General features: G+C 71.6%; 23 protein-coding genes and 1 tRNA gene. 19 read left to right on the forward strand and 5 right to left on the reverse strand.

Going from position 1 to position 26,879, the window contains the following annotated elements; all coding sequences use genetic code 11:
• Positions 1-4 precede the first annotated feature (4 nt).
• Genes AMK10_RS29865 through AMK10_RS29880 form a run of 4 tightly spaced genes read left to right on the forward strand, consistent with a single transcriptional unit; the run spans position 5 to position 5,254 of the window.
• Positions 5-997 (forward strand): carbohydrate ABC transporter permease, encoded by a 993-nt coding sequence (locus tag AMK10_RS29865; RefSeq protein WP_073751600.1) that lies wholly within the window; start codon positions 5-7, stop codon positions 995-997.
• On the forward strand, positions 994-1,854 hold the full coding sequence (locus AMK10_RS29870; RefSeq protein WP_073751602.1) for a carbohydrate ABC transporter permease: 861 nt from the start codon (positions 994-996) through the stop codon (positions 1,852-1,854). Before AMK10_RS29865 ends, AMK10_RS29870 begins: the two co-directional genes overlap by 4 nt.
• Before the next feature lie 6 nt (positions 1,855-1,860).
• A complete protein-coding gene (locus AMK10_RS29875; RefSeq protein WP_073751605.1) occupies positions 1,861-2,451 on the forward strand; it encodes a hypothetical protein in 591 nt (196 codons plus the stop codon).
• A 58-nt stretch (positions 2,452-2,509) separates the two neighbouring features.
• Entirely contained in the window at positions 2,510-5,254 is a 2,745-nt protein-coding gene (locus tag AMK10_RS29880) for an exo-rhamnogalacturonan lyase family protein (RefSeq protein WP_073751607.1), read from the forward strand.
• 19 nt (positions 5,255-5,273) lie between these two features.
• Here the strand turns inward: AMK10_RS29880 and AMK10_RS29885 are convergent, their stop codons facing one another.
• A complete protein-coding gene (locus AMK10_RS29885) occupies positions 5,274-7,676 on the reverse strand; it encodes an SCO7613 C-terminal domain-containing membrane protein (RefSeq protein ID WP_198959818.1) in 2,403 nt (800 codons plus the stop codon).
• A gap of 115 nt (positions 7,677-7,791) precedes the next feature.
• On the opposite strand from AMK10_RS29885, the gene AMK10_RS29890 reads away from it, so the two are divergent.
• Positions 7,792-7,863: transfer RNA gene (locus tag AMK10_RS29890), tRNA-Val, on the forward strand.
• 89 nt (positions 7,864-7,952) lie between these two features.
• Here AMK10_RS29890 and AMK10_RS29895 read toward each other — a convergent pair.
• Positions 7,953-8,678, reverse strand: a complete 726-nt coding sequence (locus AMK10_RS29895) for a 3'-5' exonuclease (protein WP_073751611.1) — start codon at positions 8,676-8,678, stop codon at positions 7,953-7,955.
• A 194-nt stretch (positions 8,679-8,872) separates the two neighbouring features.
• On the opposite strand from AMK10_RS29895, the gene AMK10_RS29900 reads away from it, so the two are divergent.
• The 3 genes from AMK10_RS29900 to thrS all read left to right on the forward strand — a co-directional run bounded on the left by AMK10_RS29900 (position 8,873) and on the right by thrS (position 12,791).
• The gene (locus AMK10_RS29900) at positions 8,873-9,472 is read left to right on the forward strand and encodes a DUF4365 domain-containing protein (RefSeq protein WP_073751613.1); all 600 of its coding nucleotides are present in this window, start codon (positions 8,873-8,875) and stop codon (positions 9,470-9,472) included.
• Entirely contained in the window at positions 9,472-10,713 is a 1,242-nt protein-coding gene (locus AMK10_RS29905) for a hypothetical protein (protein ID WP_073751646.1), read from the forward strand. The genes AMK10_RS29900 and AMK10_RS29905 overlap by 1 nt, the downstream gene beginning before the upstream one ends.
• A 101-nt stretch (positions 10,714-10,814) precedes the next feature.
• Positions 10,815-12,791, forward strand: a complete 1,977-nt coding sequence (thrS, locus tag AMK10_RS29910) for a threonine--tRNA ligase (RefSeq protein WP_073751648.1) — start codon at positions 10,815-10,817, stop codon at positions 12,789-12,791.
• Positions 12,792-12,821: 30 nt separating this feature from the next.
• Here thrS and AMK10_RS29915 read toward each other — a convergent pair whose 3' ends face one another.
• Entirely contained in the window at positions 12,822-13,502 is a 681-nt protein-coding gene (locus tag AMK10_RS29915; protein ID WP_073751650.1) for a potassium channel family protein, read from the reverse strand.
• 66 nt (positions 13,503-13,568) lie between these two features.
• Between AMK10_RS29915 and AMK10_RS29920 the strand changes: the two genes are divergently transcribed.
• Positions 13,569-14,141, forward strand: a complete 573-nt coding sequence (locus tag AMK10_RS29920) for an HIT family protein (protein WP_073751652.1) — start codon at positions 13,569-13,571, stop codon at positions 14,139-14,141.
• Positions 14,142-14,174: 33 nt separating this feature from the next.
• Here the strand turns inward: AMK10_RS29920 and AMK10_RS29925 are convergent, their stop codons facing one another.
• Both AMK10_RS29925 and AMK10_RS29930 read right to left on the reverse strand, forming a co-directional pair.
• Positions 14,175-15,845, reverse strand: coding sequence for a hypothetical protein (locus AMK10_RS29925; protein ID WP_073751654.1), 1,671 nt, complete (start codon positions 15,843-15,845; stop codon positions 14,175-14,177).
• Positions 15,846-16,001: 156 nt separating this feature from the next.
• The gene (locus AMK10_RS29930) at positions 16,002-18,227 is read right to left on the reverse strand and encodes an elongation factor G-like protein EF-G2 (protein ID WP_073751656.1); all 2,226 of its coding nucleotides are present in this window, start codon (positions 18,225-18,227) and stop codon (positions 16,002-16,004) included.
• Positions 18,228-18,503: 276 nt separating this feature from the next.
• Here AMK10_RS29930 and pgsA point away from each other — a divergent pair, with 276 nt between their 5' ends.
• The 10 genes from pgsA to ruvB all read left to right on the forward strand — a co-directional run bounded on the left by pgsA (position 18,504) and on the right by ruvB (position 26,850).
• On the forward strand, positions 18,504-19,190 hold the full coding sequence (gene pgsA, locus AMK10_RS29935; RefSeq protein WP_073751658.1) for a phosphatidylinositol phosphate synthase: 687 nt from the start codon (positions 18,504-18,506) through the stop codon (positions 19,188-19,190).
• Positions 19,187-20,110 carry a phosphatidylinositol mannoside acyltransferase gene (locus tag AMK10_RS29940; protein ID WP_073751660.1) on the forward strand — a complete coding sequence of 308 codons (924 nt, stop codon included), beginning with the start codon at positions 19,187-19,189 and terminating at the stop codon, positions 20,108-20,110. The genes pgsA and AMK10_RS29940 overlap by 4 nt, the downstream gene beginning before the upstream one ends.
• Entirely contained in the window at positions 20,107-21,267 is a 1,161-nt protein-coding gene (locus tag AMK10_RS29945) for a glycosyltransferase family 4 protein (RefSeq protein ID WP_073751662.1), read from the forward strand. Before AMK10_RS29940 ends, AMK10_RS29945 begins: the two co-directional genes overlap by 4 nt.
• Before the next feature lie 131 nt (positions 21,268-21,398).
• Positions 21,399-21,944, forward strand: a complete 546-nt coding sequence (locus AMK10_RS29950) for a hypothetical protein (RefSeq protein WP_073751664.1) — start codon at positions 21,399-21,401, stop codon at positions 21,942-21,944.
• Between the two features lie 133 nt (positions 21,945-22,077).
• Positions 22,078-22,998: a pyridoxal 5'-phosphate synthase lyase subunit PdxS gene (gene pdxS, locus AMK10_RS29955; RefSeq protein ID WP_073751666.1), complete on the forward strand. Its 921-nt coding sequence runs from the start codon at positions 22,078-22,080 to the stop codon at positions 22,996-22,998.
• A 6-nt stretch (positions 22,999-23,004) separates the two neighbouring features.
• Entirely contained in the window at positions 23,005-23,598 is a 594-nt protein-coding gene (gene pdxT, locus AMK10_RS29960) for a pyridoxal 5'-phosphate synthase glutaminase subunit PdxT (RefSeq protein ID WP_073751668.1), read from the forward strand.
• 61 nt (positions 23,599-23,659) lie between these two features.
• Positions 23,660-24,412 (forward strand): YebC/PmpR family DNA-binding transcriptional regulator, encoded by a 753-nt coding sequence (locus AMK10_RS29965; protein WP_073751670.1) that lies wholly within the window; start codon positions 23,660-23,662, stop codon positions 24,410-24,412.
• 112 nt (positions 24,413-24,524) lie between these two features.
• Positions 24,525-25,058: a crossover junction endodeoxyribonuclease RuvC gene (gene ruvC / locus AMK10_RS29970; RefSeq protein WP_073751672.1), complete on the forward strand. Its 534-nt coding sequence runs from the start codon at positions 24,525-24,527 to the stop codon at positions 25,056-25,058.
• Positions 25,055-25,681, forward strand: a complete 627-nt coding sequence (gene ruvA, locus AMK10_RS29975) for a Holliday junction branch migration protein RuvA (RefSeq protein WP_073751674.1) — start codon at positions 25,055-25,057, stop codon at positions 25,679-25,681. The genes ruvC and ruvA overlap by 4 nt, the downstream gene beginning before the upstream one ends.
• A gap of 83 nt (positions 25,682-25,764) precedes the next feature.
• Complete coding sequence (gene ruvB / locus AMK10_RS29980) at positions 25,765-26,850, forward strand: Holliday junction branch migration DNA helicase RuvB (RefSeq protein WP_073751676.1); 1,086 nt, start codon at positions 25,765-25,767, stop codon at positions 26,848-26,850.
• Positions 26,851-26,879 lie beyond the last annotated feature (29 nt).

A 26,879-nucleotide genomic window follows, 5' to 3' on the forward strand; every position in this document is an offset into this window, starting at 1 on the left:
AGCGGTGACTCACATCCACACCTCCCCGGGCGTGCTCGCCCCGGGGGACGACCGGCCCGCCGAGAAGCGGAGCGGTCCCGGAGGAAGCGCGCCGCCCGCCGCCCGCAAGCGGCACAACCGCGGGGAGAACCTGGCCGGCTATCTGTTCATGTCGCCCTGGATCGCGGGCTTCCTGTTCCTGATCGCCGGGCCCATGGTCTTCTCGCTGTACCTCTCGTTCACCGAGTACAACCTCTTCGAGGCGCCCCGCTGGATCGGCCTCCAGAACTTCACCGACATGTTCGCGGACCCCCGCTGGCGCCAGTCGGTCAAGGTCACCTCCTGGTACGTGCTGATCGGCACCCCGATCAAACTGGCCGCCGCACTCGCCGTCGCCATGCTGCTCGCGCAGAAGCGGTGGGGCCAGTCCTTCTACCGGGCGGCCTTCTACGCCCCCTCCCTGATCGGCGCGAGCGTCTCGGCGGCCATCGTCTGGCGCGCGCTCTTCTCGGACGACGCGCTCGTCGACCGTACGCAGAAGGTGTTCGGCGTCGAGGTCGGCGGCTGGATCGGCGACCCGGCGATGATCATCTACGCGCTGATCGCCCTCACCGTCTGGCAGTTCGGCGCGCCGATGGTCATCTTCCTGGCCGGGCTCAAGCAGGTCCCGCAGGAGCTGTACGAGGCCGCAGAGATGGACGGAGCCGGACGCTGGCGGAAGTTCTTCAACATCACCCTGCCGATGATCTCGCCGGTGCTGTTCTTCAACGTCCTGCTGGAGACCATCCACTCCTTCCAGGTCTTCGGCTCGGCCTACATCGTCAGCAACGGCAGCTGCGGACCCGCCGACGCGACGCTCGTCTACACCTGCTACCTGTACGAACAAGGCTTCGTGAACAGCCGCATGGGCTTCGCCTCCGCCATGGGATGGCTGCTGCTCGTCGCCGTGGGCCTGGTCACCGCCGTGCTGTTCTGGTCCCAGAAGCGCTGGGTGCACTACGAGGAGGGCGGCCGATGAGCCTCCTGACAGCTGCCGTACGGCGCCGGGGACCCGGCGCGATCGCCTGGCACCTCGGTGCGCTGGTCATCCTCGCCGTGGTCCTGTATCCGGTGGTGTGGACGGTCGGAGCCTCGTTCAAGCCGAGTGCCGAGATCATCGGCGCCCTGGACCTGTTCCCGGCCGACCCCATCGGTGACAACTACACCCGGCTCACCGAGGGCATCGCCGACATCCCGATCTCGACGTTCTTCCTGAACTCGACCTACATCGCGCTCGGTTCCGTGGTCGGTGTGGTGCTGTCCTGCTCGCTGACCGCCTACGCCTTCGCGAAGGTGCGGTTCGCCGGCCGCAACGCCATGTTCGCCATCATGATCGGCACGCTGCTGCTGCCGTACCACGTGCTGATCATTCCGCAGTACGTGATGTTCCAGAAGCTGGAGCTGATCAACACCTTCACCCCGCTGCTGATCGGCAAGTACCTGGCCACCGACGCCTTCTTCGTGTTCCTGATGGTGCAGTTCATGCGTGGCCTGCCCAAGGAGCTCGACGAGGCGGCGCGGCTGGACGGCTGCGGGCACCTGAGGACCTACTGGTCCATCGTCATGCCGCTCTGCCGGCCGGCGCTCGTCACGAGTGCGATCTTCACCTTCATCAACGCCTGGAACGACTTCATGGGCCCGCTGCTCTACCTCAACGAGCCGGACAAGTACACCGTCTCGATGGGCCTGAAGATGTTCATCGACCAGGACGCCGTGGCCGACTACGGCGGCATGATCGCCATGTCCCTGGTGGCCCTGCTGCCGGTGCTGGCCTTCTTCGTGGCCTTCCAGCGCTATCTGATCGACGGCATGGCCACCTCGGGCCTGAAGGGCTGACGCACCATGGCGACGAAGACCCGCACCCGGGCCGGGCGCACGCGCGTGATGGACCGCTTCGCCCTGTTCTCCGAATGCCTGCTCGTCGGCGTGTGGATCGCCGTCGCCGCCCTGCCGCTGTTCACGTTCCCCGCGGCGTTCGCCGCGGGGACCCGGCACCTGCGCCGCTATCTCGACGGCGAACAGGGCGGCCTGCGCGAATTCGCCGCCGACGCCCGGTCCGCCGCCCGCGGCGGGTGGCTCGTCGGCGCGGCCGTGTGGGCCGCCGGAGCCCTGCTCTGGCTCGACCTCGCGGCCGTGCGCGCCGGCCTGCCCGGCGGCCCCCTCGTGGGCGCCGTCGGCATCCTCGCCCTGATCGGCTTCCTGGTGGCCGTGCTCCGCGCCGCCACCTGCTGGAAGCCCGGTGCCCTCTGGCGCACCCTCCTGGCCGACGCCGGCCGCGACACGGTCCGCGACCCGGCCGGTTCCCTCCTGCTGGTCTGCGGGATGGCCGTCGTCGCGCTGTCCGGCGCCATGATCCTGCCGCTGGCCGTCCCCGTCGTCGGGGCCGTCGCCGCAGCGGCCACCGCGGTGCACGCGCGCCGGTTCTCGCGCTGACCCGCAGAAACACCCGTACGTCTCCTGTCCCGATCCCCGCACGGAGAGAGGCACAACCATGTCCAGGATGCCCCGCAGAACGCTCCTGAAGGCCGCGGCAGCGGCCGGCGCGGCCGCGCAGCTCAGCTGGTCCCTCGGTACCACCTCCGCCTCCGCCGCCCAGAGCGCGGAGCAGGCCGCCGAGCCGGTGGACCTGACCTGGCTGGAGTCCGGCGGCCTCGGAGCCGCACCCGGCTCCACGCTCGGCGTGCCCTGGCCCAAGGGGCAGTACGCCAAGGACCAGACGTTCGCGCTCTCCACGGAGGACGGCAAGGACGTCCCCGTGCAGACGTGGCCGATCGGCTACTGGCCGGACGGCTCGCTCAAGTGGACCGCGCACGCGGTCGGCCCCGAGGTCACCGCCAAGAAGTTCTCCCTCACCGCCGGTTCCCCCGCCGCCCCCTCCAAGAAGGTCACGGCGGTCCGCAAGGGGGGCGTCATCACCGTCTCCACCGGGGTGATCACGGCCAGGCTCGGCACCAGCGGCTCCGCCCTCGTCAAGACCGTCACCCGGGGCTCCACCGAGATCGCGCGGGACGGCCGCCTCGTCCTCGTACGCCAGGGGGAGATCGAGGACGGCGACCAGGGCAGCGAGAAGTTCGAACGCTTCGAGAGCGTCGTGGAGGAGGCCGAGGTCGAGCAGGACGGACCGGTCCGCGCCGTCGTCCGCATCGACGGCAGGCACCGCAAGGGCTCGCGGTCCTGGATGCCCTTCTCCGTACGCTTCTACTTCTACGCGGGCGGCGAATCGTTCCGGATGGTGCACACCATCACCTACGACGGCACCGTGGAGCCCGGAAAGGCGAGCGGCGACTTCGTGCGGGGCCTCGGTGTCCGCTTCACCGTGCCCATGCGCGACGCGGCCTACGACCGCCACATCCGCATCGGCGGCGACGGCACCGGGCTCCTGCGGGAAGCGGTCAAGGGCATCACCGGGCTGCGCCGCGACCCCGGCGCGGCCGTCCGCGAGGCGCAGTTCGCCGGCCAGAAGCTCCCCGACCCCGCCACCTGGGACCAGCGGGTCACCACCCGTCTCCAGTACATCCCCGAGTGGGGCGACTACACCCTCTCCCAGCTCTCCGCCGACGGCTTCGGCCTGCGCAAGCGCACCAAGAAGGGACACGGCTGGATCGGCGCGGGCGGAGGCAGGCGGGCCTCGGGCTTCGGATACGTCGGCGGCCCCAGCGGCGGATTCTCCTTCGGGCTGCGCGACTTCTGGGAGAAGCACCCCGCCCAGCTCGACATCCGCGACGCGCACACCGACCAGGCCGAGGTCACCCTCTGGCTCTGGTCGCCCGAAGCCCAGCCCATGGACCTGCGCTTCTACCACGACGGCATGGGGCAGGACACCTACCCGGAGCAGGTCGAAGGCCTCAACATCACCTACGAGGACTACGAACCCGGCTTCGGCACCCCGTACGGCATCGCCAGGACCAGCGAACTCCTCTTCTGGGCCAACGAATCCACCCCCGCCCCCGAGGTGCTCGCCCAGCAGGTCGACGCCGTACGCACACCGCCCCAGCTCGCCGCCCCGCCCAAGCAGCTCGTCAAGGCGAAGGTGTTCGGCGGACTCTTCGCCGAACCCGACCGCTCCACCGCCGCGAAGTCGAAGATCGAGGACCACCTGGACTTCCTCTTCACGTACTACAAGGACCAGGTGGAGATGCGCCGTTGGTACGGCTTCTGGGACTACGGCGACATCATGCACACCTACGACCCCACCCGCCACCAGTGGTGCTACGACGTCGGCGGCTATGCCTGGGACAACTCCGAGCTCTCGCCGGACCTCTGGCTCTGGTACGCCTACATGCGCTCCGGCCGTGCAGACATCTACCGCTTCGCCGAGGCCATGACCCGGCACACCGGCGAGGTCGACGTCTACCACCTCGGCAAATGGGCCGGCCTCGGCACCCGCCACGGTGTCCAGCACTACGCCGACAGTGCCAAGCAGCAGCGCATCGCCAACACCACCTACCGGCGCATGTTCTACTTCCTCACCGCGGACGAGCGCGTCGGCGACCTCATGCACGCCAACGTCGACTCCGACGAGACCTTCCTGGCCCTCGACCCCATCCGCAAGATCCGCACGGAGCCGTACACCCCCGACCGCCACGCCCTGTCCATCGGATTCGGCACCGACTGGAGCGGCCTCGTCTCCGCCTGGCTCACCGAGTGGGAACGGCGCGGCCCCAAGTGGGAGAAGGCCAGGGACCGGGTCCTGTCGACCATGGAGACCATCGCGGCCCAGCCCAACGGCTTCGTCCAGGGCACCGGGCTGTACGACCTCGACACCGGGAAGTTCGCCATCGCCGACGCGCCCGCGGTCGGCGTCTCGCACCTGTCCGCGATGTTCGGCCTGGTCGAACTCAACGCCGAACTCATCGACATGATCGACATGCCGGCGTTCAAGGCCGCCTGGATCGACTACTGCCGCTACTTCAACGCCACCAAGGCCGAACAGGCCGCGCGCTACGGAAGCAACTTCGGCACGCTCCTGCTGTTCCAGGGCCACTCGCGCCAGGACGCCTACGCCGCCGTGCAGACGGGCGACGTCACCCTGGCCACCCGCGCCTGGAAGCAGTTCTACAGCAGCGCCGACGCCTGGGACTACAAGGAGAGCACCGACTGGAGCACCAAGAAGATCGACGGGCCCACCGGGCCCGTACCGGGCAGTGAGGCGGCCTGGGTCAGCACCAACACCACCGCCCTGTACGGCCTGGCGGCCATTCAGAATCTCGCGCTCGTCGGCGACAAGATGCCGTAGACCCCCGCGGACGCGCGGGTCAGCGCATCCGCCCGAAGCTCTCCCGCACCCGGCGCGCGTCGCGCAGCCGCTGCTCGTACGTCGCACCGACGGCCAGCAGCAGCAGCCCGGCGAGCGCCGGGGGCGCCCAGCGGGGGAGCGCGTCGAACACCTGCACCACGTGCGGGGCGAGCTCGTGCAGCCCGTCCAGCGCCAGCACCGAACCGCCCAGCACCAGGGGCGCCTGGAGTCGCAGCCGGGCGCCCACCAGCGTGACCACCAGCGCCGCGACACCCAGCAGCAGGGGCCGCAGCCAGTGCGGATCGGCCCACGCCACGGCCAGGCTCGGCACCATCGTCGTGGACAGGGCCGGACCGTACGCCACCCATGACGACGCGGCCGGGTCCCGGCGCCGGCGCAGATACCCCACCACGAACGCGGCCACCGAGACCGGCAGCGTGTACGCCTCGGGGTCCGTCACGCCCGAGGCCGCCAGCCGCACCCAGGCCGCGGCCACGAACAGGGCCGCCGCCGGATACCCGGCCGCCCGACGGCGCTCCTTCCGCAGCGCCGTGCCCGTGGCCAGCACACCGCACAGACCCAGCACCAGGGACAGGAACGGCGCGTCGGACACCGCCAGCATCACCGCCACCAGCGCGGCGAACGCACCCGTGAGCTCCACCGGCACCGCGACGGCGGGCCCGCTCAGCCGCGCCCCCAGCACCACGGTCGCCGCCGTCACGAGCAGCACCAGGGGGGCCGTGTGCGGAGCGCTCCACCCGAGCGAGGTCCCCGCGGCCACCGCGACGGCCGTCGCGCACAGCAGCGCGCCGCAGGCCAGGACCGACCGCACGGCGGGCACCGCCGACATGGCCGCCGCACCCGCAAGGAGCACCGCCAGTGTCAGGAGGACCGCGTACGTCGCGGGCTCGGCGGCCAGCCCGAGCATTCCCGCGCTCACCGCCCCGGCCGCCGCGCACACCAGGCACGTCACCGCGAGGGCGTCCGCTCCTCGGCGTACGCCGGTCGCCAGCAGCGCCGCGACCAGCAGCAGTTCCGCGGCGACCGCCACCGCGTACGGCACATCCGCCACGGCGAGCAGCGCGAGCACGGCGCCCCAGCCCAGGACCGCGGCACCCGCCGCCGCAGCGATCCGCCACCCGTCACGCGGGACGGCCGCCGGCCACCTCACGTACAGCGCGACGGCCAGGCCCGCGGCCAGCGCCAGCACCACGGGCGAGGAGGCCGACGCCGACCACAGCGCCGACTGCCCCAGTGCGTCCCGGAAGCCCTCCGGCGCCCCGGACCACACCCCCGCCGACAGCGACGCCGGCCCCAGCAGCACCGCGGCCACCACCGGAACCGCCCACAGCACCGCGCCCGCGACCACTGCGGCCGACGCCGCCAGGACGCCCCGGCCCAGGGGCCGGGGGACCCGCAGCCGCAGCACCACCGGCAGCCCCGCCCCGCACACCAGATACACCACGACCGCCCAGCCCCACGGCAGCTCCGCGGCCGGCACACCGCCCACCGCGGCCACCGAGGCGAGACCCGCCACGACACCCCCGAGCACGGCCATCGCCTTCGGCGCGCGCCATGCCCCGGACACCGCCACCGCCGCACCGGCCAGAAGCAGGGCGCCGGGGGCCAGCGCCTCCGGCGCGCCACCCGCCGACACCGACAGCCCCAGGCCGAGCCCCAGCGCGATCAGCCCCGTCAGCAGCGCACCGGCGCACGCCGTGGCCCGCACCGCGAGACCCCGGCCCCACAGCGCCACCGCGACATCCGCGGCGGCCGTCACCATGAGCGCCCAGCCGAAGCCCGCCGCGGACGCCCCCGCGGCCCAGGCGCCGAACACCAGCGGCAGCTGCCCCGCCACCACGGCCGAGGGCAGCGGCACCCGCAACCGGCCCAGCAGCAGCCCGTACGCGGTCCACACCACCACCAGCACCGCCGAGGCGACCGCCGAGAAGACCAGCCCGTCCGTGTCCGGCGCGGCCACCGAGTGCAGCGCGATCGCGTCCAGCACCGTCAGCACGAGGGCCAGGGAGGCCACCGCCTCCGCCGTCGAGGGCAGCCTGCGGCCCAGCAGCAGTGAGGGCGCCACCAGCGCACCGGCCGTCACCGCCGCGAGCACCGCCGAACGGCCGGCGATCCCCATCTCGCCCCAGCTGAACAGGGTGAAGGCGATCGCCGCGACCGTCAGCAGCAGACCGCCGAGGACCAGCAGCACGTTCTGCGTGCCGTGCGCCGGAGTCCTGCGGACCGGCGGCGCGAACGGCCGGGCGGCAGGCGTCGCGGGGCCCGGCGGGACGACGGGCGTACCCAGCACCCCGAGCAGCCAGGCGCGGCGATTGAGCAACTGGAGCCGGCGGGTGTCCAGCCAGGCCAGTTCACGGTCGAGGAGCGCCAATTCCTCGGCGGGCGGCGGCACATGTTCCATGTACGGGAGTGTGGCGGCGGCCACATCCGGGTGCATGGGCGCGGATACTCAGATCCGCCACTGAGTAGGAGTTTGAACCAGGGGCGCCGGGCCCTGTATGGTTCAACCCGTTCCCGGGCGATTAGCTCAGTGGGAGAGCGCTTCGTTCACACCGAAGAGGTCACTGGTTCGAAACCAGTATCGCCCACCCGGGAAGAGCCGGTCCGTCAGTGTCATCGACGGACCGGCTTTCGCGTACCCGGAGTGCCCGGACGGACCGGAGCGCCCGGACCCGGTTCAGGCGGCCGCGGGCAGCTCCGGGCGCAGCGGCCATGCCGGGTCGACCGTCTCCGGCGCACCGCTCTTCTCGAACCACGCCTGGAGCCCGCGCGCCTGCGCCGCGTGCCACACCGCCTGGAGCGAGTGCACCTCCGCCGGTGACAGCCGCTCCAGCCGGGCGGAGAACCGCCGCCCCACCGCGCGCACCAGCTCCAGCGAGGCCGCCGCGTCGGCCGCCGCGTCGTGCGCGCCGTCCAGCGTCACCCCGTACAGCTCGCAGAGGTCCGTCAGCGTGCGGCGGCCCTTGCGGTAGCGGTCCAGGTGCTTGTCCAGCACCCGGGGATCCAGCACGCACAGCGGCTTGGTCCCCAGATACCCGGCCAGCGACGACGCCCGGTGGCGCCTCAGCTCCCGGTCCAGGAGCGTCAGATCGAACGGCGCGTTCATCACGACCAGGGGCCGGCCCGTCACGCACTGCTCCGCCAGCGCCCGGGCTATCTCCTCGACGACCGGCGCGGGCCACCGGCCGTTGCGCTGCAGATGGTCGTCGGTCAGACCGTGGATCTCGGTGGCGCCGGGCGGCACCGGAATCCCCGGATTGACCAGCCAGCGGGTGACGCGGAGCCGTCCGCCCGCGGTGTCCTGGAGCACGAGTGCGGCCGAAACGATCCGGTCCTCCTCGACGTCCACGCCTGTTGTCTCGGTGTCAAAAGCCGCCAGCGGCCCCTCGAACCAATGCATCATCCCCGAACTCCTCGCGCCTGCACGGCAGATGACGGGATTCCTCTGCCCGGTTCGGTGATACCCGCACCCTATGCCTGATACGCCGTTTACGGGCCTTCTCCTGCGGTGACAACACAAGTGACGGGCACGGAAGTTGACCAGCCCGGCAGCGGAGACCGGGCAACCGGTCGGCACAGCCCGGAAGGCACGGAGCCATGGCGCTCGCGCAGCCGAACCCAGGGAGTCCCGCCCGCACCGAGGACCACGGGGGAAAGCCGCCGTCGCAGCGGAACGCACCACCGCTGCGCGGCACACTCGCCACCACCGCCTGCATGGAGACCCTCCAGGTGGGCTACCTCCACGCCGTGGCCGCGGCGGCGGGCTGCTCGCTCTCGCAGCCCTTTCCCGACAACGGCATCGACTGGCACGTCAGCCACGGCGCCCCGGACCACACCGTCGACGACGAAGTGACCATAAAGGTGCAGCTCAAATGCACCTACCAGATCCCCGCGCACCCGCCCGGCGCCGCGTTCTCCTTCACCCTCGACAACGCCCATCTGGTGAAGCTCGCCCGCACCCCGGTCTCGGTGCACAAGATCCTGGTCGTGATGCTCGTACCCCGCAGCCAGGACGACTGGCTGCGGGCCGGGCACGACCGGCTCGACCTGAGGCACTGCTGCTACTGGACGAACCTGGCCGGCCACCCGGTGACGGGCAGGTACCGGACCACCGTGCGGATCCCGACCTCGCGGATCTTCGACGACCGCGCGCTCTGCGACATCATGGCCCGGGTCGGGGCGGGAGGGAGACCCTGATGCACCGCTCGACGGACGAGCCCACCGGAGGAACGGTCCCGGCGGGCTCGCGCGCACACCCGTACGCGGAGGAAGCCGGAGGCGGCCCGTTCCCGGACCCCGCGCGCGTCGACCCCGCCGTCCTCGCCGCGCTGCTGCGCAGGCACGGCTGGCACCGCCGCGGAGGCGCCCACGGCCGCTACGGCCGCTGGGTCCCGCCCGGATCCGCCGCCGGCGGCACCAGCCTGCTCGTCCCGGACACCACCGCCTTCCCCGACAGCGAGGACCTGCTCGCCGAGGCCCTCACCGCGCTCGCCCGCAGCGCCACCCCGTCCGCCCGGGACATCCTCGTCGCCCTCACCGTGCCCAGCGACGAGATCCGCTGGTGGCGGGAGGTGCCCGAGGAGACCGCCGGGGCGGCTGACTGGACCGGCAGCGACCAGCTGCGCACGGCGGCCCGGCAGATCCTCCTGGCCGGAGCGCTCGCCGTGCGCGGCCGGGCCGGCTACCACGGGGCGCGCCACCTCAGGAAGGCCCGTACGGCGCTGGACGGCACGCTCGTCGGCCCGGCCGGCCGCGGGGGCGGCCTCACCGCGTTCGTCCCCGTCGCGGAGGGGCGCGAGGTCGCCGTACAGCTCTACTCCGCGCTCCACGCCACCCGGGAGGCCGTCGACTACCAGCGGGCCACCGGCGGCATGGAGGCCTTCGACGCCGCCGTCGCGGCCGGGGTGAGCCGCGAGCTGACCGAGGCGGTCGTCGCGCTGGTCAGGGGGGCGGAGGGCGCCAGGATCACGCTGGCCTGGGCGCCCGCCGCGGGAACACCCCACGGCTGCCCGGCGAGCCCCGAGCCCGTCGAATTCTCACCGGGCGACCTGCCCGCCCTCCGGCTCGCCGGGGTGCGCTACCTCCAGGACGAGCCCGCGGTGCCCGTACGGATCACCGGGGCCGTGGTACGGCTGCGCCGCTCGGGCCCGCGCGGTCCCGGCGTCGTACGGCTGCGGGTGCTCGCGGGGGCGGAGGTCGCGCACGTACGGATCGAGCTCGACGAGGAGGCCTACCGGATCGCCGGCCACGCCCACCTGGTGGGGCTGCCCCTGCGGGTGGAGGGCAGGCTGGAGAACCGCGGCGGCTTCCGGCGGCTCACCGGCGCCTCGCAGGTCGCCCCGGTCCAGGTGGACGAGGCCGAGCGGGACCGGCTGATGAAGTCGCTCCAGGAGAACGTCGACTTCTTCGAGGAGGCGTGCACGGGGGACGAGGAGTAGGCGGCCCGGTATCCCTTTCGCGTCGAGGCCCCCCGGCTCGGTACGATTCCTCTTGCGCGCGCAGGAGGAATGCGACGCACCCCCTCAGTCAGGAGAGACCGGTGTCAGACGTCCGTGTGATCATCCAACGCGATTCCGAGCGGGAAGAGCACGTGGTGACGACGGGCACGACGGCCGCCGAGCTCTTCCCCGGGCAGCGCACCGTCGTCGCCGCGCGGATCGCCGGCGAGCTCAAGGACCTCGCGTACGAGCTCAAGGACGGCGAGACCGTCGAGCCCGTCGAGATCTCCTCCGAGGACGGCCTGAACATCCTGCGGCACTCCACCGCGCACGTGATGGCGCAGGCCGTGCAGGAGCTCTTCCCCGAGGCCAAGCTGGGCATCGGCCCGCCGGTCAAGGACGGCTTCTACTACGACTTCGACGTCGAGAAGCCGTTCACGCCCGAGGACCTCAAGGCCATCGAGAAGAAGATGCAGGAGATCCAGAAGCGGGGCCAGAGGTTCTCCCGCCGGGTCGTCACCGACGAGGCCGCCCGTGAGGAGCTCGCCGACGAGCCCTACAAGCTGGAGCTCATCGGCATCAAGGGCTCCGCCTCCACCGACGACGGCGCGGACGTCGAGGTGGGCGGCGGCGAGCTGACCATCTACGACAACCTCGACGCCAAGACCGGCGACCTGTGCTGGAAGGACCTCTGCCGGGGGCCGCACCTGCCCACCACCCGTTTCATCCCCGCGTTCAAGCTGATGCGGAACGCGGCGGCGTACTGGCGGGGCAGCGAGAAGAACCCGATGCTCCAGCGCATCTACGGCACCGCGTGGCCCACCAAGGACGAGCTCAAGGCGCACCTGGAGTTCCTGGAGGAGGCCGCCAAGCGCGACCACCGCCGCCTCGGCAACGAGCTGGACCTGTTCTCCTTCCCCGACGAGATCGGCCCCGGTCTCGCCGTCTTCCACCCCAAGGGCGGCATCATCCGCCGGGCCATGGAGGACTACTCGCGGCGCCGCCACGAGGAGGAGGGCTACGAGTTCGTCTACAGCCCCCACGCGACCAAGGGCAAGCTCTTCGAGAAGTCCGGCCACCTGGACTGGTACGCCGACGGCATGTACCCGCCCATGCAGCTCGACGACGGGGTGGACTACTACCTCAAGCCGATGAACTGCCCGATGCACAACCTGATCTTCGACGCGCGAGGCCGCTCCTACCGTGAACTGCCGCTTCGCCTCTTCGAGTTCGGCACGGTGTACCGCTACGAGAAGTCGGGCGTCGTCCACGGCCTGACCCGCTCGCGCGGCTTCACCCAGGACGACGCGCACATCTACTGCACCAAGGAGCAGATGGCGGAGGAGCTCGACCGGACGCTCACCTTCGTCCTGAACCTCCTGCGCGACTACGGGCTCACCGACTTCTACCTGGAGCTCTCGACCAAGGACCCGGAGAAGTTCGTCGGCTCCGACGAGGTCTGGGAGGAGGCCACCGAGACGCTGCGCCAGGTCGCCGAGAAGCAGGGTCTCCCGCTGGTCCCGGACCCGGGCGGCGCCGCGTTCTACGGCCCGAAGATCTCGGTGCAGTGCAAGGACGCCATCGGCCGGACCTGGCAGATGTCGACCGTGCAGCTCGACTTCAACCTCCCGGAGCGCTTCGACCTGGAGTACACCGGCCCGGACGGTTCCAAGCAGCGCCCGGTCATGATCCACCGCGCCCTGTTCGGCTCCATCGAGCGCTTCTTCGCCGTGCTGCTGGAGCACTACGCGGGCGCGTTCCCGGTCTGGCTCGCCCCGGTCCAGGCGGTCGGCATCCCGATCGGCGACACCCACATCCCGTACCTCCAGGAGTTCGCCGCCGAGGCACGGAAGAAGGGGCTGCGGGTCGAGGTGGACGCCTCCTCCGACCGGATGCAGAAGAAGATCAGGAACCACCAGAAGGCCAAGGTGCCGTTCATGGTCATCGTCGGCGACGACGACATGAACGCCGGCACGGTGTCCTTCCGCCACCGCGACGGCTCGCAGGAGAACGGCATCCCGCGCGACGAGGCGATCGCCAAGCTCCTCGACGTGGTGGAGCGCCGCGTGCAGGTCTGACCCGACGGCCGAGGAGCGGCCCCCGGGGAGCTACGGGCTCCCCGGGGGCCGCTTCTTCTCGTCCTCCCGCTTGAACACCTCCACGAGCCACGACGAGAACGACCCCGTCACCGCCCCCAGCAGCGCCAGCCCGCAGGCCATCAGGAACGCCGCGATCACCCGGCCCGTCGGAGTCACCGGCACGGCGTCGCCGTATCCCACCGTCGTGAGCGTTGCGCACGCCCACCACACCGCGTCGCCGAACGTGCGGATCGAGGCGCCCGGGGCAGCCCTTTCCTGGTAGTAGACCGCCAGCGCCGCGGAGAAGCCCAGCAGCGTCGCGGTGAGGCCGGCGTACGTCATCACCCGTGCGTACAGGCTCAGCCTCGGTCTGTCGGTGTGCTTCTGGACCGCCGTGTAGACCTTGACCATGCGCAGCGGGCGCAGCAGTGGCAGGAGCAGGACCACGGTGTCCAGCCAGTGGACGTGGACGAAGCGCCTGCCGAGGCCGCTGAGCCGGAGCCGCACGACGTAGTCCACCGTGAAGAGCAGCCAGGTCGCGGCGACCAGGGCGAGGGCGATGTCGCGCCAGGGCTGGGCGCCGACGGGGGCGAGGACGCGGACCGCGTAACCGGCCAGGAAGACCATGGCCGCGAGGAAGAGCGGCACCTCGGTTCGCTGCTCCCATTCCTTGAGCCGGTCGGGGACGGGGGCCGTGGGGCGGTCGCTCATGGCGCCAGCATCGCCGTGCCGTGGCCGCGACCGCCCCGGCGACACGCGCGGCGGGAGTGAAGCAATATGCTGACCGGCATGACGAGTGAGCCGGAGCAGCAGATCGGAGTGGGGACGCCCGACGCGTTCCAGCGCCTGTGGACGCCCCACCGGATGGCCTACATCCAGGGTGAGAGCAAGCCGAGCGGCCCGGGAGCGGGGGACGGCTGTCCGTTCTGCGAGATTCCGTCGAAGTCGGACGAGGACGGGCTGATCATCGCGCGTGGTGAGAAGGTCTACGCGGTGCTGAATCTGTACCCGTACAACGGCGGGCACCTGATGGTCGTGCCCTACCGCCACGTGGCCGACTACACCGAGCTGGACGCCGAGGAGACCGCCGAGCTGGGCGACTTCACCAAGCGGGCGATGGTCGCGCTGCGGGCCGCCTCCGGGGCGCACGGCTTCAACATCGGGATGAACCAGGGCGCCGAGGCCGGCGCGGGCATCGCCGCGCACCTCCACCAGCACGTGGTGCCCCGCTGGGGCGGGGACACCAACTTCATGCCGGTCGTCGGTCACACGAAGGTGCTCCCGCAGCTGCTGGGGGACACCCGGACGATGCTGGCCGGTGTGTGGCCGGCCGAGCTGCCGTCCGTCTGAGCCCGCACCCCGTCCGTACCCCGCCCCCGGCGGTCAGGCGTCGTAGACGTCGGCCTTCCTCGGGGCGGGGTCCTGCACCATGCCGCTGAGGATCATGGAGCGGTTGTCGAAGCGCTCGGTGTCGACGCCGTGCTCCTTCAGGACCCGCATCGTCGCCGAGTGGACGACGCGCAGCACGGGGGTCGCCGTCCGCATGGCGTCGTCGGCCATGAAGCGGTGGCCCCACGGCTTGGCCGCCCAGGCGTGGCGCAGCCCGAAGGGCTCGGGCAGGACGATCTTGCCGCCCAGGTAGTCGAGCAGCGGCGGGTACCAGGTGAAGGGCGCGCGCAGCGCCTGCCTGACGACCTCGCTCGCCGTGACGAGGGGCAGGGAGATGCTCCGGGTCTCCCAGAACCGGACGGCCTTCTTGACCGTCTTCGTCGGCGCCTCCGGCTTGGTCAGGAAGAGACCGTGGACCGGGCCCAGCGCGTGTCCCGTGACCTCGATGCGCAGCGTCTCGTGGAGCACGGTGACGGTGATCAGCATCGTGATCACCAGCTGGCCGTCCCAGAGGGTGAACTGGACGCCCAGGTAGTGGCGGTCGCCGCTGCCGAACTGCTGGTGGTTGCAGATGCGCTGTATCTCGTGGGGCTTGATCTGGAAGGTCGCGACGTCCTCACCGTCGGGCCGGGAGACGGAGCCCGCGTTCTCACCGACCGGGGAGACGATCCAGTGCTTCACGGACGGTGTGGGGAAGCCGCCGGTGTTCAGCGGGCCGCGCTCCAGCATCTTCAGCTGGTCGTGGATGGCGCGCACGACGTCCCAGCTGCGGAACTGGTGGATCTCCTTCGTGGGGTCCTCGGGGGTGAGCTCCTCGGCGAGCTGCCAGCTGCCCCAGCGGGTGCCCATGCCGAGGACGCCCTTGGGGCCGGCGTAGAAGACGGAGTTGGACTGCTGCTCGGCCGAGAGCTTCTCCAGGCCCTGGCGCAGCGCCTCGCGGGCCGTCTCGTTGGGGTTCTTGGGCACGGCTTCGGGGATCTTCGCGCTGACGCCGGAGCCGGAGAGCAGCCCTTCCCAGCGGGCTCGCAGGTCCTTGGTCGAGCTCTCCGCGACCCGCTTGGCGAGCAGCCAGCCGATCAGCGGGGCGACGGCGGCGGCGCGCAGATAGAGGGCCAGGAAGCCGGTCAGCGGCATGGTGATCAGGAAGAACGCGGCGGCGGCGCCGAGTACGACGAGCAGGACGCCGCCCAGTGACTGGAAGAACTTGTCCTTGGACTTGTTGAGCGAGTCGCGCAGCCGGAAGCCGAGCACCCACAGCAGCAGGCCCGGAAGGAAGAGGAAGCCGCAGACGGCGGTGATCAGGGTGAGCTTGGTGTCACGTGCCTTGCGCAGCCGGGTGGCGGACAGGCAGTGCTCGACGACCGTCTGCGGGTCGGTGCCGAAGGACTGGATGAGCGCGTTCCGGCCGCCGCCGAGCATGCGTTCCTGGACGGCCCTGGAGAAGGCCTCGCCCAGATTCGGCTTGAAGTAGTCGGACTTGAACAGCTTGGACTCGCCCGGTTTCACCTCGGACTTGTGCCATTCGCTGTTGGCCTTCAGGATCTCCGTCACGTCGCTGTCGCGGTACGCCGCGGAGGCGAGGGCGTTGGTCGCCACCGCCTGTCCGCCCGAACCCTGGAGCGGGATCTGCGCTCCAGGAGAGAAATCGAATCCGTCGTTGGCCACTGTCGCCCCCACTCGCCCGCACGGCCTGCTCCTGCGGCTGTTCCCAACTACCGTACGTCGCACACCTTCTGAGCTGGGACCACAGACTATCGTCCGGGCCGTGCGCCCGCCCGGAGGACGTGGCCGGGGCGGGCGGAAGTCGCCATATCCGGTCCGCTAGCTGACTTTTGCGGTGTTTTCCTGTGATTCGCGGATGCGGTCGGCGAGCTGTGCGGGCATGGGTTCGTGCCGGGCGTACGCCCGGTCGAACCGCCCGGTGCCGTGCGTCAGCGAGCGGAGGTCGACGGTGTACCTGCCGATCTCGATCTCGGGGACCTCGGCGCGCACGAGCGTGCGCTCCCCGGCGGCCTGTTCGGTGCCGACGACCCGGCCGCGCCGGCCCGCGAGGTCGCTCATGACGGCCCCCACGTAGTCGTCGGGGACCAGTACGGAAACCTCCGCGACGGGCTCGAGCAGCTGGATACGGGTGTCGGCGGCGGCCTCGCGCAGCGCCAGCGCACCCGCGGTCTGGAACGCGGCGTCGGAGGAGTCCACCGAGTGCGACTTCCCGTCCAGCAGGGTCACGCGTACGTCGACGAGCGGATGCCCCGCCGCGACCCCCCGGGCCGCCTGGCCGCGTACGCCCTTCTCCACGGACGCGACGAACTGGCGCGGTACGGAGCCTCCGACCACCTTGTCGACGAACTCGATGCCCGTCCCGGGAGGCAGCGGCTCCACCTCGATCTCGCAGATGGCGTACTGGCCGTGGCCGCCCGACTGCTTGACGTGCCGGCCGCGCCCGACGGTCCGGGAGGCGAACGTCTCGCGCAGGGGGACGCGATGGGGCTCGGCGTCGACCTGGACGCCGTACCGGCTGCGCAGGCGTTCGAGGGCGACGTCCGTGTGCGCCTCGCCCATGCACCACAGGACGACCTGGTGGGTGTCCTGGTTCTGTTCGAGGCGCATGGTCGGGTCCTCGGCCACCAGACGCGCCAGGCCCTGCGAGAGCCGGTCCTCGTCGGCCTTGCTGTGGGCGCGCACCGCCAGCGGGAGCAGGGGGTCGGGCATGCTCCAGGGCTCCATCAGCAGTGGTTCACCCGTGCCCGAGAGGGTGTCGCCGGTCTCCGCCCCGCCCAGCTTCGACACACAGGCCAGGTCCCCGGCGACGCACCGGTCCACGGGGCGCTGCTGCTTGCCGAAGGGTGCGGTGAGCGCACCCACGCGCACGTCGGCCTCGTGGAAGGGGCGGGTCGCCCCGCCGGGTTCGGTGAGCCCGTGGCCGCACACGTGCACGGTCTCGTCGGGGCGCAGGGTGCCGGAGAAGACACGGACCAGGGAGACCCTGCCGACATAGGGGTCGGAGGCCGTCTTCACGACCTCAGCCACCAGCGGCGCGCCTGGATCGCAGGCCGGGGAGGGGCGCGGAGCGCCGTCCGGCGTGCTGACGGCGGGGAGGGCGCGTTCCACGGGGGAGGGGAAGCCCTTGGTGATCAGGTCCAGGAGCTCCACGGTGCCGATTCCCTGGGAGGCGCCTTCGGCGGCCGGGGCGGCCGTGAGGACGGGGTGGAAGGAGCCGCGCGCCACGGCGCGTTCCAGGTCGCCCATGAGGGTCGCCACGTCGATCTCGCCGCCGCCGAGGTAGCGGTCCATCAGGGTCTCGTCCTCGCTCTCGGCGATGATCCCCTCGATGAGCCGGTTGCGGGCGTCCAGGAGCGGTGCCCGCTGCTCGTCGGCCGGCGGGTTCTCCTTCCGTTCGCCCGAGGAGTAGTCGAAGATCCTCTGGGTCAGCAGTCCGGTGAGCCCGGTGAGCGGGGCGTGTCCGTCGGGGCCCTCCGGACCCTGCACCGGCAGATAGAGGGGGAGTACGGCGTCGGGGTCGTCGTTGCCGAAGATCCGGCCGCAGACACCGGTCATCTCCTCGAAGGAGGTGCGCGCGGTGTCGAGGTGCGTGACCACGATGGCGCGGGGCATCCCGACGGCCGCGCACTCCTCCCAGACGGCGCGGGTGGTCCCCGCCACGGCGTCGGCCTCCTGGGCGGCCGAGACGACGAAGAGGGCCGCGTCCGCCGCGCGCAGGCCGGCCCTGAGTTCCCCGACGAAGTCCGCGTAGCCGGGGGTGTCCAGCAGATTGATCTTGTGGCCGCCCCATTCGACGGGGACCAGCGAGAGCTGCACGGAACGCCGTCGGCGCTGTTCGATCTCGTCGTAGTCGGAGACGGTGGCCCCGTCCTCGACCCGGCCCGCCCGGTTGAGCGCCCCGGCCGTCAGCGCGAGTGCCTCGACCAGAGTGGTCTTGCCCGAGCCGCTGTGGCCGACCAGCACCACGTTCCGTACGGAAGCGGGCCGGACGGCCGTCGATGCCCTGCCGGCGGCCCCGGTGTGCGTATGTGTCCTGTCGCCCATGATGCGTGCCTCCCGATAGGTGGCGCAGTGCCGCGATGTCCGGGGAGTGATGCACGGGCGGGGCGGAGCCGTCGCGGCGGCTTCGGCGACGCCCGCGGTCCTTCGAGCTTTTCACCGGTGTCCGGTGCCGTCCATACGTCGCACACGGGGAGGCGTGACTTCGGGGACATCCGGCGGGACGGGGTGCCCCGGCCCGGCCCGGCACGGCTCGTGACTACGATGGGCCAGCCGGTGGCCGAAGGGGTCGCACGGCGCCCACCGAACCTCGGGAAGGCCATGCTGAACAAGTACGCGCGTGCATTTTTTACGCGTGTCCTCACACCGTTCGCCGCTCTGCTGCTCCGCCTCGGGGTCAGCCCCGACGCGGTCACTCTCGTCGGCACGGCCGGAGTGATGGCAGGTGCGCTGGTCTTCTTCCCCATGGGGGAGTTCTTCTGGGGCACGATCGTGATCACGGTCTTCGTCTTCTCGGACCTGGTCGACGGCAACATGGCCCGGCAGGCCGGGATCTCCAGCCGGTGGGGCGCGTTCCTGGACTCGACGCTCGACCGGGTCGCGGACGGGGCGATCTTCGCCGGGTTCGCGCTCTGGTACGCGGGCAGCGGTGACGACAACGTCCTCTGCGCGGTGGCGATCTTCTGCCTGGCCAGCGGCCAGGTCGTCTCGTACACCAAGGCGCGCGGCGAGTCGATCGGCCTGCCGGTCGCCGTGAACGGGCTCGTGGAGCGCGCCGAGCGGCTCGTGATCTCGCTGGTCGCCGCCGGCCTCGCCGGACTGCACGGCTTCGGGGTGCCCGGCATCCAGGTCCTGCTGCCGATCGCGCTGTGGATCGTCGCCGCGGGCAGCCTGGTGACGCTGATCCAGCGGGTGGTGACCGTGCGCAGGGAGTCGGCCGAGGCCGACGCCGCCGCGGCCGCCGTCGAGGGCGGGGCCGCGGAGCAGGGGAGCGAGGCCGCGCAGTGAGCGGCACGGGATCCGGCCTGCGGGGACGGCTGACCGACGGGCTGTACGGCCTCGGCTGGGGCGCGGTCAAGAAGCTTCCCGAGCCGGCCGCCGCCGCGCTCTTCCGCACCCTGGCCGACCAGGTCTGGAAGCGGCGCGGGAAGTCGGTGCTGCGCCTGGAGTCGAACCTCGCGCGGGTGGTGCCGGACGCGGACGCGGCGAAGCTCGCCGAGCTGTCCAGGGCCGGGATGCGCTCGTACATGCGGTACTGGATGGAGTCCTTCCGGCTGCCGACCTGGAGTCCGCGGCGGATCAAGGACTCCATCGACGTCAGCGACGCCCACCGGCTCACCGAGGGGCTGGACGCGGGCCAGGGCGTCATCCTGGCGCTGCCGCACCTGGGGAACTGGGACCTGGCGGGCGCGTGGGTCACCACCGACCTGAAGGTGCCCTTCACGACGGTCGCCGAGCGGCTGAAGCCGGAGACCCTCTACGACCGCTTCGTGGCCTACCGCCAGGGCCTGGGCATGGAGGTCCTGCCGCACAACGGGGGCGCCGCGTTCGGCACGCTGGCCCGCCGGCTGCGCGCGGGCGGTCTGGTCTGCCTCGTCGCCGACCGCGATCTGTCGGCCTCCGGCGTCGAGGTGGACTTCTTCGGCGACACCGCGCGGATGCCCGCGGGCCCCGCGCTGCTGGCCCAGCAGACCGGAGCGCTGCTGCTGCCCGTCACCCTCTGGTACGACGGCACGCCGGTCATGCGGGCACGGGTCCATCCGCCCGTCGCCGTACCGGAGTCAGGCGATCGCGCCGAGAAGACGTCCTCCATGACACAGGCGCTGGCCGACGCCTTCGCCACCGGGATCGCCGAGCATCCGGAGGACTGGCACATGCTGCAACGGCTCTGGATCTCCGATCTGGAACCCCAGGGAGAAGCTCCGTGAAGATCGGCATCGTCTGCCCGTACTCCTGGGACGTGCCGGGCGGGGTGCAGTTCCACATCCGCGACCTGGCGGAGCACCTGATCCGCCTCGGCCACGACGTCTCGGTGCTCGCGCCCGCCGACGACGAGACGCCGCTGCCGCCGTACGTCGTGTCCGCCGGCCGAGCCGTGCCCGTCCCCTACAACGGCTCGGTCGCCCGGCTGAACTTCGGCTTCCTCTCCGCCGCGCGGGTCCGGCGCTGGCTCAACGACGGCACCTTCGACGTCATCCACATCCACGAACCCACCTCGCCCTCGCTGGGGCTGCTCACCTGCTGGGCGGCGCAGGGGCCGATCGTGGCCACCTTCCACACGTCCAACCCCCGCTCCCGGGCCATGATCGCGGCGTACCCGATCCTCCAGCCCGCGCTGGAGAAGATCAGCGCGCGGATCGCGGTCAGCGAGTACGCCCGGCGGACCCTGGTCGAGCACCTCGGCGGGGACGCCGTGGTCATCCCCAACGGTGTCGACGTGGACTTCTTCGCGGGCGCCGAGCCCAAGGCGGAGTGGCAGGGCGGCACGCTCGGCTTCATAGGGCGCATCGACGAACCGCGCAAGGGACTGCCCGTCCTGATGAAGGCGCTCCCCGCCATCCTCGCCGCCCGCCCGGAGACCCGGCTGCTCGTCGCGGGACGCGGCGACGAGGAGGAGGCCGTCGCCTCACTGCCGAAGGAGATGCGGGAGCGCGTCGAGTTCCTCGGCATGGTGAGCGACGAGGACAAGGCACGGCTGCTGCGCAGCGTCGACGTGTACGTCGCGCCCAACACCGGCGGCGAGAGCTTCGGCATCATCCTGGTCGAGGCGCTCTCGGCGGGCGCGCCCGTGCTCGCCAGCGACCTGGACGCCTTCGCGCAGGTGCTCGACCAGGGCGCCGCGGGCGACCTGTTCGCCAATGAGGACGCGGACGCGCTGGCCGCCGCGGCGATCCGGCTGCTCGGCGACCCCGAGCGGCGCGAGGGGCTGCGGGAGAGGGGCAGCGCGCACGTGCGCCGCTTCGACTGGACGACGGTCGGCGCGGACATCCTCGCGGTGTACGAGACGGTCACGGACGGGGCGGCGGCCGTGGACACCGACGAACGCAGCGGGCTGCGGGCGCGCTTCGGCCTCGCAAGGGACTGACGGCCGCACCGGGGCGCGGCGGCGGGTCCGGGGGCGTACCGCGGCCGGGGCGTAGCGGTCCGAGGGCGTACCGGCTTCCGGGGCGTACCGGCGGGTCCGGGCGGGGCCCGCCGACGGTAGCCTTTCCGCCCGTGATCGAAATCATCGTCTGGACCGTCGCCGCGCTCGTCGCGATCGGCCTGTACCTCAGCTGGACCGCCGGGCGGCTCGACCGGCTCCACGCCCGTATCGACGCGGCCCGCGCGGCACTGGACGCCCAGCTGCTGCGACGCGCCTCGGTCACCCAGGAGCTGGCCACCTCCGGTGTCCTGGACCCCGCGGCGTCCATCGTCCTGTACGAGGCGGCGCACGCGGCGCGGCAGGCCGAGGAGGAGCAGCGCGAGGTCGCCGAGAGCGAGCTGAGCACCGCCCTGCGGGCCGTGTTCGGCGAGACGGCGCAGGTCGACGCGGTGAAGGAGGTCCCGGGCGGCGAGGACGCGGCGAAGGAGCTGGCCGCCGCCGTACGCCGCGTACCGATGGCCCGCCGCTTCCACAACGACTCGGTGCGTGCCGCCCGGGCGCTGCGCAGGCACCGCACGGTGCGGCTGTTCCGGCTCGCGGGGCACGCCCCGTTCCCGCTCGCGTTCGAGATGGACGACGAGCCGCCGGTCGCCCTGGCGGACCGCCCCGGCAGCTGAGGAGGGCACCGGCGGGGAGCCGCGGGGCGCAGAACGATCCACAGGGTGCTCATTGGCCCTTGCTGTGGACTGCTTCCGGAGCGTTTGCTCAGGTCTGCAGAATCCAGTTCTTCCACCCCAGTGAGGTCCTTCCGTGTCCACGCTTCCCAGCACCCCGCAGTCCACCGAGTCCCCGGCCACCGGCACCGCCCGAGTCAAGCGCGGCATGGCCGAGCAGCTCAAGGGCGGCGTGATCATGGACGTCGTCAACGCCGAGCAGGCGAAGATCGCAGAGGACGCGGGCGCCGTGGCCGTCATGGCCCTGGAGCGGGTGCCGGCCGACATCCGCAAGGACGGCGGCGTGGCCCGGATGTCCGACCCCAACATGATCGAGGAGATCATCGAGGCGGTCTCCATCCCCGTCATGGCCAAGTCCCGCATCGGGCACTTCGTCGAGGCCCAGGTGCTCCAGTCCCTGGGTGTCGACTACATCGACGAGTCCGAGGTCCTCACCCCGGCCGACGAGGTCAACCACAGCGACAAGTTCGCCTTCACGACCCCCTTCGTCTGCGGCGCCACCAACCTGGGCGAGGCCCTGCGCCGCATCGCCGAGGGCGCGGCCATGATCCGCTCCAAGGGCGAGGCCGGCACCGGCAACGTCGTCGAGGCCGTCCGGCACCTGCGCCAGATCAAGAACGAGATCGCCCGGCTGCGCGGCTACGACAACAACGAGCTGTACGCCGCCGCCAAGGAACTCCGCGCCCCGTACGAGCTGGTCAAGGAGGTCGCCGAGCTCGGGAAGCTGCCCGTCGTCCTGTTCTCGGCCGGCGGCGTGGCCACCCCCGCCGACGCCGCCCTGATGCGCCAGCTCGGCGCCGAGGGTGTCTTCGTGGGCTCCGGCATCTTCAAGTCCGGCGACCCGGCCAAGCGCGCCGCCGCCATCGTGAAGGCCACCACCTTCTACGACGACCCGAAGATCATCGCGGACGCGTCCCGCAACCTGGGCGAGGCCATGGTCGGCATCAACTGCGACACGCTGCCCGAGGGCGAGCGCTACGCCAACCGCGGCTGGTAAGCACAGATGACCGACACCCCTGTCATCGGAGTCCTGGCTCTCCAGGGCGACGTACGGGAACACCTGATCGCCCTGGCCTCGGCGGACGCCCTGGCCAGGCCGGTCCGGCGGCCCGAGGAACTCGCCGAGGTCGACGGTCTCGTCATCCCCGGCGGCGAGTCCACCACGATGTCCAAGCTGGCCGTCCTCTTCGGCATGCTGGAACCGCTGCGCGAGCGGGTCGCCGCCGGGATGCCGGTCTACGGCACCTGTGCCGGGATGATCATGCTCGCCGACAAGATCCTCGACCCGCGCTCCGGCCAGGAGACCGTCGGCGGCATCGACATGATCGTGCGCCGTAACGCTTTCGGGCGGCAGAACGAGTCCTTCGAGGCGGCCGTCGAGATGGACGGAGTGCCCGGCGGACCCGTCGAGGGCGTCTTCATCCGGGCACCCTGGGTGGAGTCGGTCGGTGCGGCCGTGGAGGTCGTCGCGGTGCACGGTGGCCATATCGTGGCCGTACGCCAGGGAAACGCCCTGGCGACGTCGTTCCACCCGGAGCTGACGGGCGACCACCGTGTGCACGCGCTCTTCACCGACATGGTGCGCGCCGTGGGCTGATTCGATCCCGGTAGGATCTCTCGGGTTCGGATCGATTTTGGTGACGCGAAGGAGAAGGCAGATGTCCGGCCACTCTAAATGGGCTACGACGAAGCACAAGAAGGCCGTGATCGACGCCAAGCGCGGCAAGCTCTTCGCGAAGATGATCAAGAACATCGAGGTCGCGGCCCGCACGGGCGGCGCCGACGTGTCCGGCAACCCGACCCTCTTCGACGCCATTCAGAAGGCCAAGAAGAGCTCGGTCCCGAACAAGAACATCGACTCCGCGGTCAAGCGCGGTGCCGGCCTCGAAGCCGGTGGCGCCGACTACGAGACGATCATGTACGAGGGCTACGGCCCGAACGGCGTCGCGGTGCTCATCGAGTGCCTCACCGACAACCGCAACCGTGCCGCCTCCGACGTCCGCGTCGCCATGACCCGCAACGGCGGTTCGATGGCGGACCCGGGCTCGGTCTCGTACCTGTTCAACCGCAAGGGCGTCGTGATCGTCCCCAAGGCCGAGCTGTCCGAGGACGACGTGCTCGGCGCGGTGCTCGACGCGGGTGCCGAGGAGGTCAACGACCTCGGTGACACCTTCGAGGTGCTCAGCGAGGCCACCGACATGGTCGCGGTCCGCACCGCGCTCCAGGAGGCCGGCATCGACTACGACTCGGCCGAGGCCAACTTCGTCCCGACCATGCAGGTCGAGCTCGACGAAGAGGGCGCGCGCAAGATCTTCAAGCTGATCGACGCGCTGGAGGACAGCGACGACGTGCAGAACGTCTTCGCCAACTTCGACGTCTCCGACGAGGTCATGGAGAAGGTCGACGCCTGAGGGCGCTGAACCGGGACGGGCCGACGGGACACACCCCGTCGGCCCGTCGCATTGTCGGTGCGACCCGATAGCCTGCGGGAACAAGTGACCGAGCGGCGGAGGGGGCCCTTTCATGCGGGTGCTGGGAGTGGACCCGGGACTGACCCGGTGCGGCGTCGGAGTCGTCGAGGGGGTCGCGGGCCGGCCGCTCACGATGGTCGGCGTCGGGGTCGTGCGCACCCCGGCCGACGCGGAGCTCGGCCACCGGCTCGTCGCCATCGAGCAGGGCATCGAGCGCTGGCTCGACGAACACCGGCCCGAGTGCGTCGCCGTGGAGCGGGTGTTCGCCCAGCACAACGTCCGTACGGTCATGGGCACCGCCCAGGCCAGCGCGGTCGCCATGCTCTGCGCGTCCCGGCGGGGCATCCCCGTCGCCCTGCACACCCCCAGCGAGGTCAAGGCCGCCGTCACGGGGTCGGGGCGCGCCGACAAGGCCCAGGTCGGGGCGATGGTGACCCGGCTCCTGCGGCTCGACGCACCACCGAAACCCGCCGACGCCGCCGACGCGCTCGCCCTCGCGATCTGCCACATCTGGCGCGCACCCGCGCAGAACCGACTGCAGCAGGCCGTCGCCGCCCACCGCACGCTGAAAGGCCGCACCGCATGATCGCCTTCGTCTCCGGCCCGGTGGCCGCCCTCGCCCCGGCCACGGCCGTCATCGAGGTCGGCGGCATCGGCATGGCCGTCCAGTGCACGCCCGACACCCTCGCCGGCCTGCGGATCGGCAAGGAGGCCAGGCTCGCCACCTCCTTGGTCGTCCGCGAGGACTCGCTCACCCTCTACGGCTTCGCCGACGACGACGAGCGCCAGGTCTTCGAGCTGCTCCAGACCGCCAGTGGCGTCGGCCCCCGGCTCGCCCAGGCCATGCTCGCCACCCACAGCCCGGACGCCCTGCGCATCGCGGTCGCCACCGGGGACGAGAAGGCCCTCACCGCCGTCTCCGGCATCGGCAAGAAGGGCGCCCAGAAGCTCCTCCTGGAGCTCAAGGACCGGCTCGGCGAGCCGGTCGGGGCGCACATCGGGCAGCAGGGCATCGGCACCGCCGTCAGCTCCTCCTGGCGCGATCAGCTGCAGGCCGCCCTGATCGGCCTCGGATACGCCACCCGCGAGGCCGACGAGGCGGTGAGCGCCGTGGCACCGCAGGCCGAGGCCGCACTCGCCGAGGGCGGCCAGGCCCCCGTGCCGCAGCTGCTGCGCGCCGCACTGCAGACACTCAACCGCGCACGCTGACTCCCGGGGGCCCACACGCCCCCGTACACCGGCCGGAACACCGCACGGACCGGTACCGAAACACCCGAGGCGGGACTGACGAGATGAACTGGGACGAGACCGGACCCGAAACCGGCGACCTGGCCGACGAGCGGCTGGACGACCGCCTGGTCGCCGGTGTCGCGGACGGCGAGGACACCGCGGTCGAGGCCGCCCTGCGCCCGAAGGACCTCCACGAATTCGTCGGCCAGGAGAAGGTGCGCGAACAGCTCGACCTGGTCCTCAAGGCCGCCCGCGCCCGGGGCGCCACCGCCGACCACGTCCTGCTCTCCGGCGCCCCCGGCCTCGGCAAGACCACCCTCTCCATGATCATCGCCGCGGAGATGGGCGCCCCGATCCGGATCACCTCCGGTCCCGCCATCCAGCACGCGGGGGACCTCGCGGCGATCCTCTCCTCGCTCCAGGAGGGGGAGGTCCTCTTCCTCGACGAGATCCACCGCATGTCGCGGCCCGCCGAGGAGATGCTCTACATGGCGATGGAGGACTTCCGCGTCGACGTCATCGTCGGCAAGGGCCCCGGCGCCACCGCCATCCCGCTGGAGCTCCCCCCGTTCACCCTGGTCGGAGCGACCACCAGGGCCGGACTGCTGCCGCCCCCGCTGCGCGACCGCTTCGGCTTCACCGGGCACATGGAGTTCTACGCCCCCACCGAGCTGGAGCGGGTCATCCACCGCTCCGCCGGACTGCTCGACGTCGCCATAGACCCGGCGGGCGCCGCCGAGATCGCCGGACGCTCCCGGGGCACGCCCCGTATCGCCAACCGGCTGCTGCGCCGCGTCCGGGACTACGCCCAGGTCAAGGCCGAGGGCCGGATCGACCGGGACATCGCCGCCGCGGCCCTGCGGGTCTACGAGGTCGACGCCCGCGGCCTGGACCGGCTGGACCGCGCGGTCCTCGGCGCCCTGCTGAAGCTCTTCGGCGGCGGCCCCGTCGGGCTCTCCACCCTCGCGGTGGCGGTGGGGGAGGAGCGCGAGACGGTCGAGGAGGTCGCCGAGCCCTTCCTGGTACGGGAAGGACTGCTCGCCAGGACGCCGCGCGGCCGGGTCGCGACCCCCGCCGCATGGGCCCACCTCGGGCTCGTCCCTCCGCAGCACGGCGTAAAGGGACAACAGGGCCTGTTCGGGGCGTGACACAGGACGGGTTGGCCAGGAGGGGAACC

The sequence above is a fragment of the Streptomyces sp. CB02058 genome (assembly GCF_001905505.1).
Taxonomy (GTDB): Bacteria; Actinomycetota; Actinomycetes; order Streptomycetales; family Streptomycetaceae; genus Streptomyces.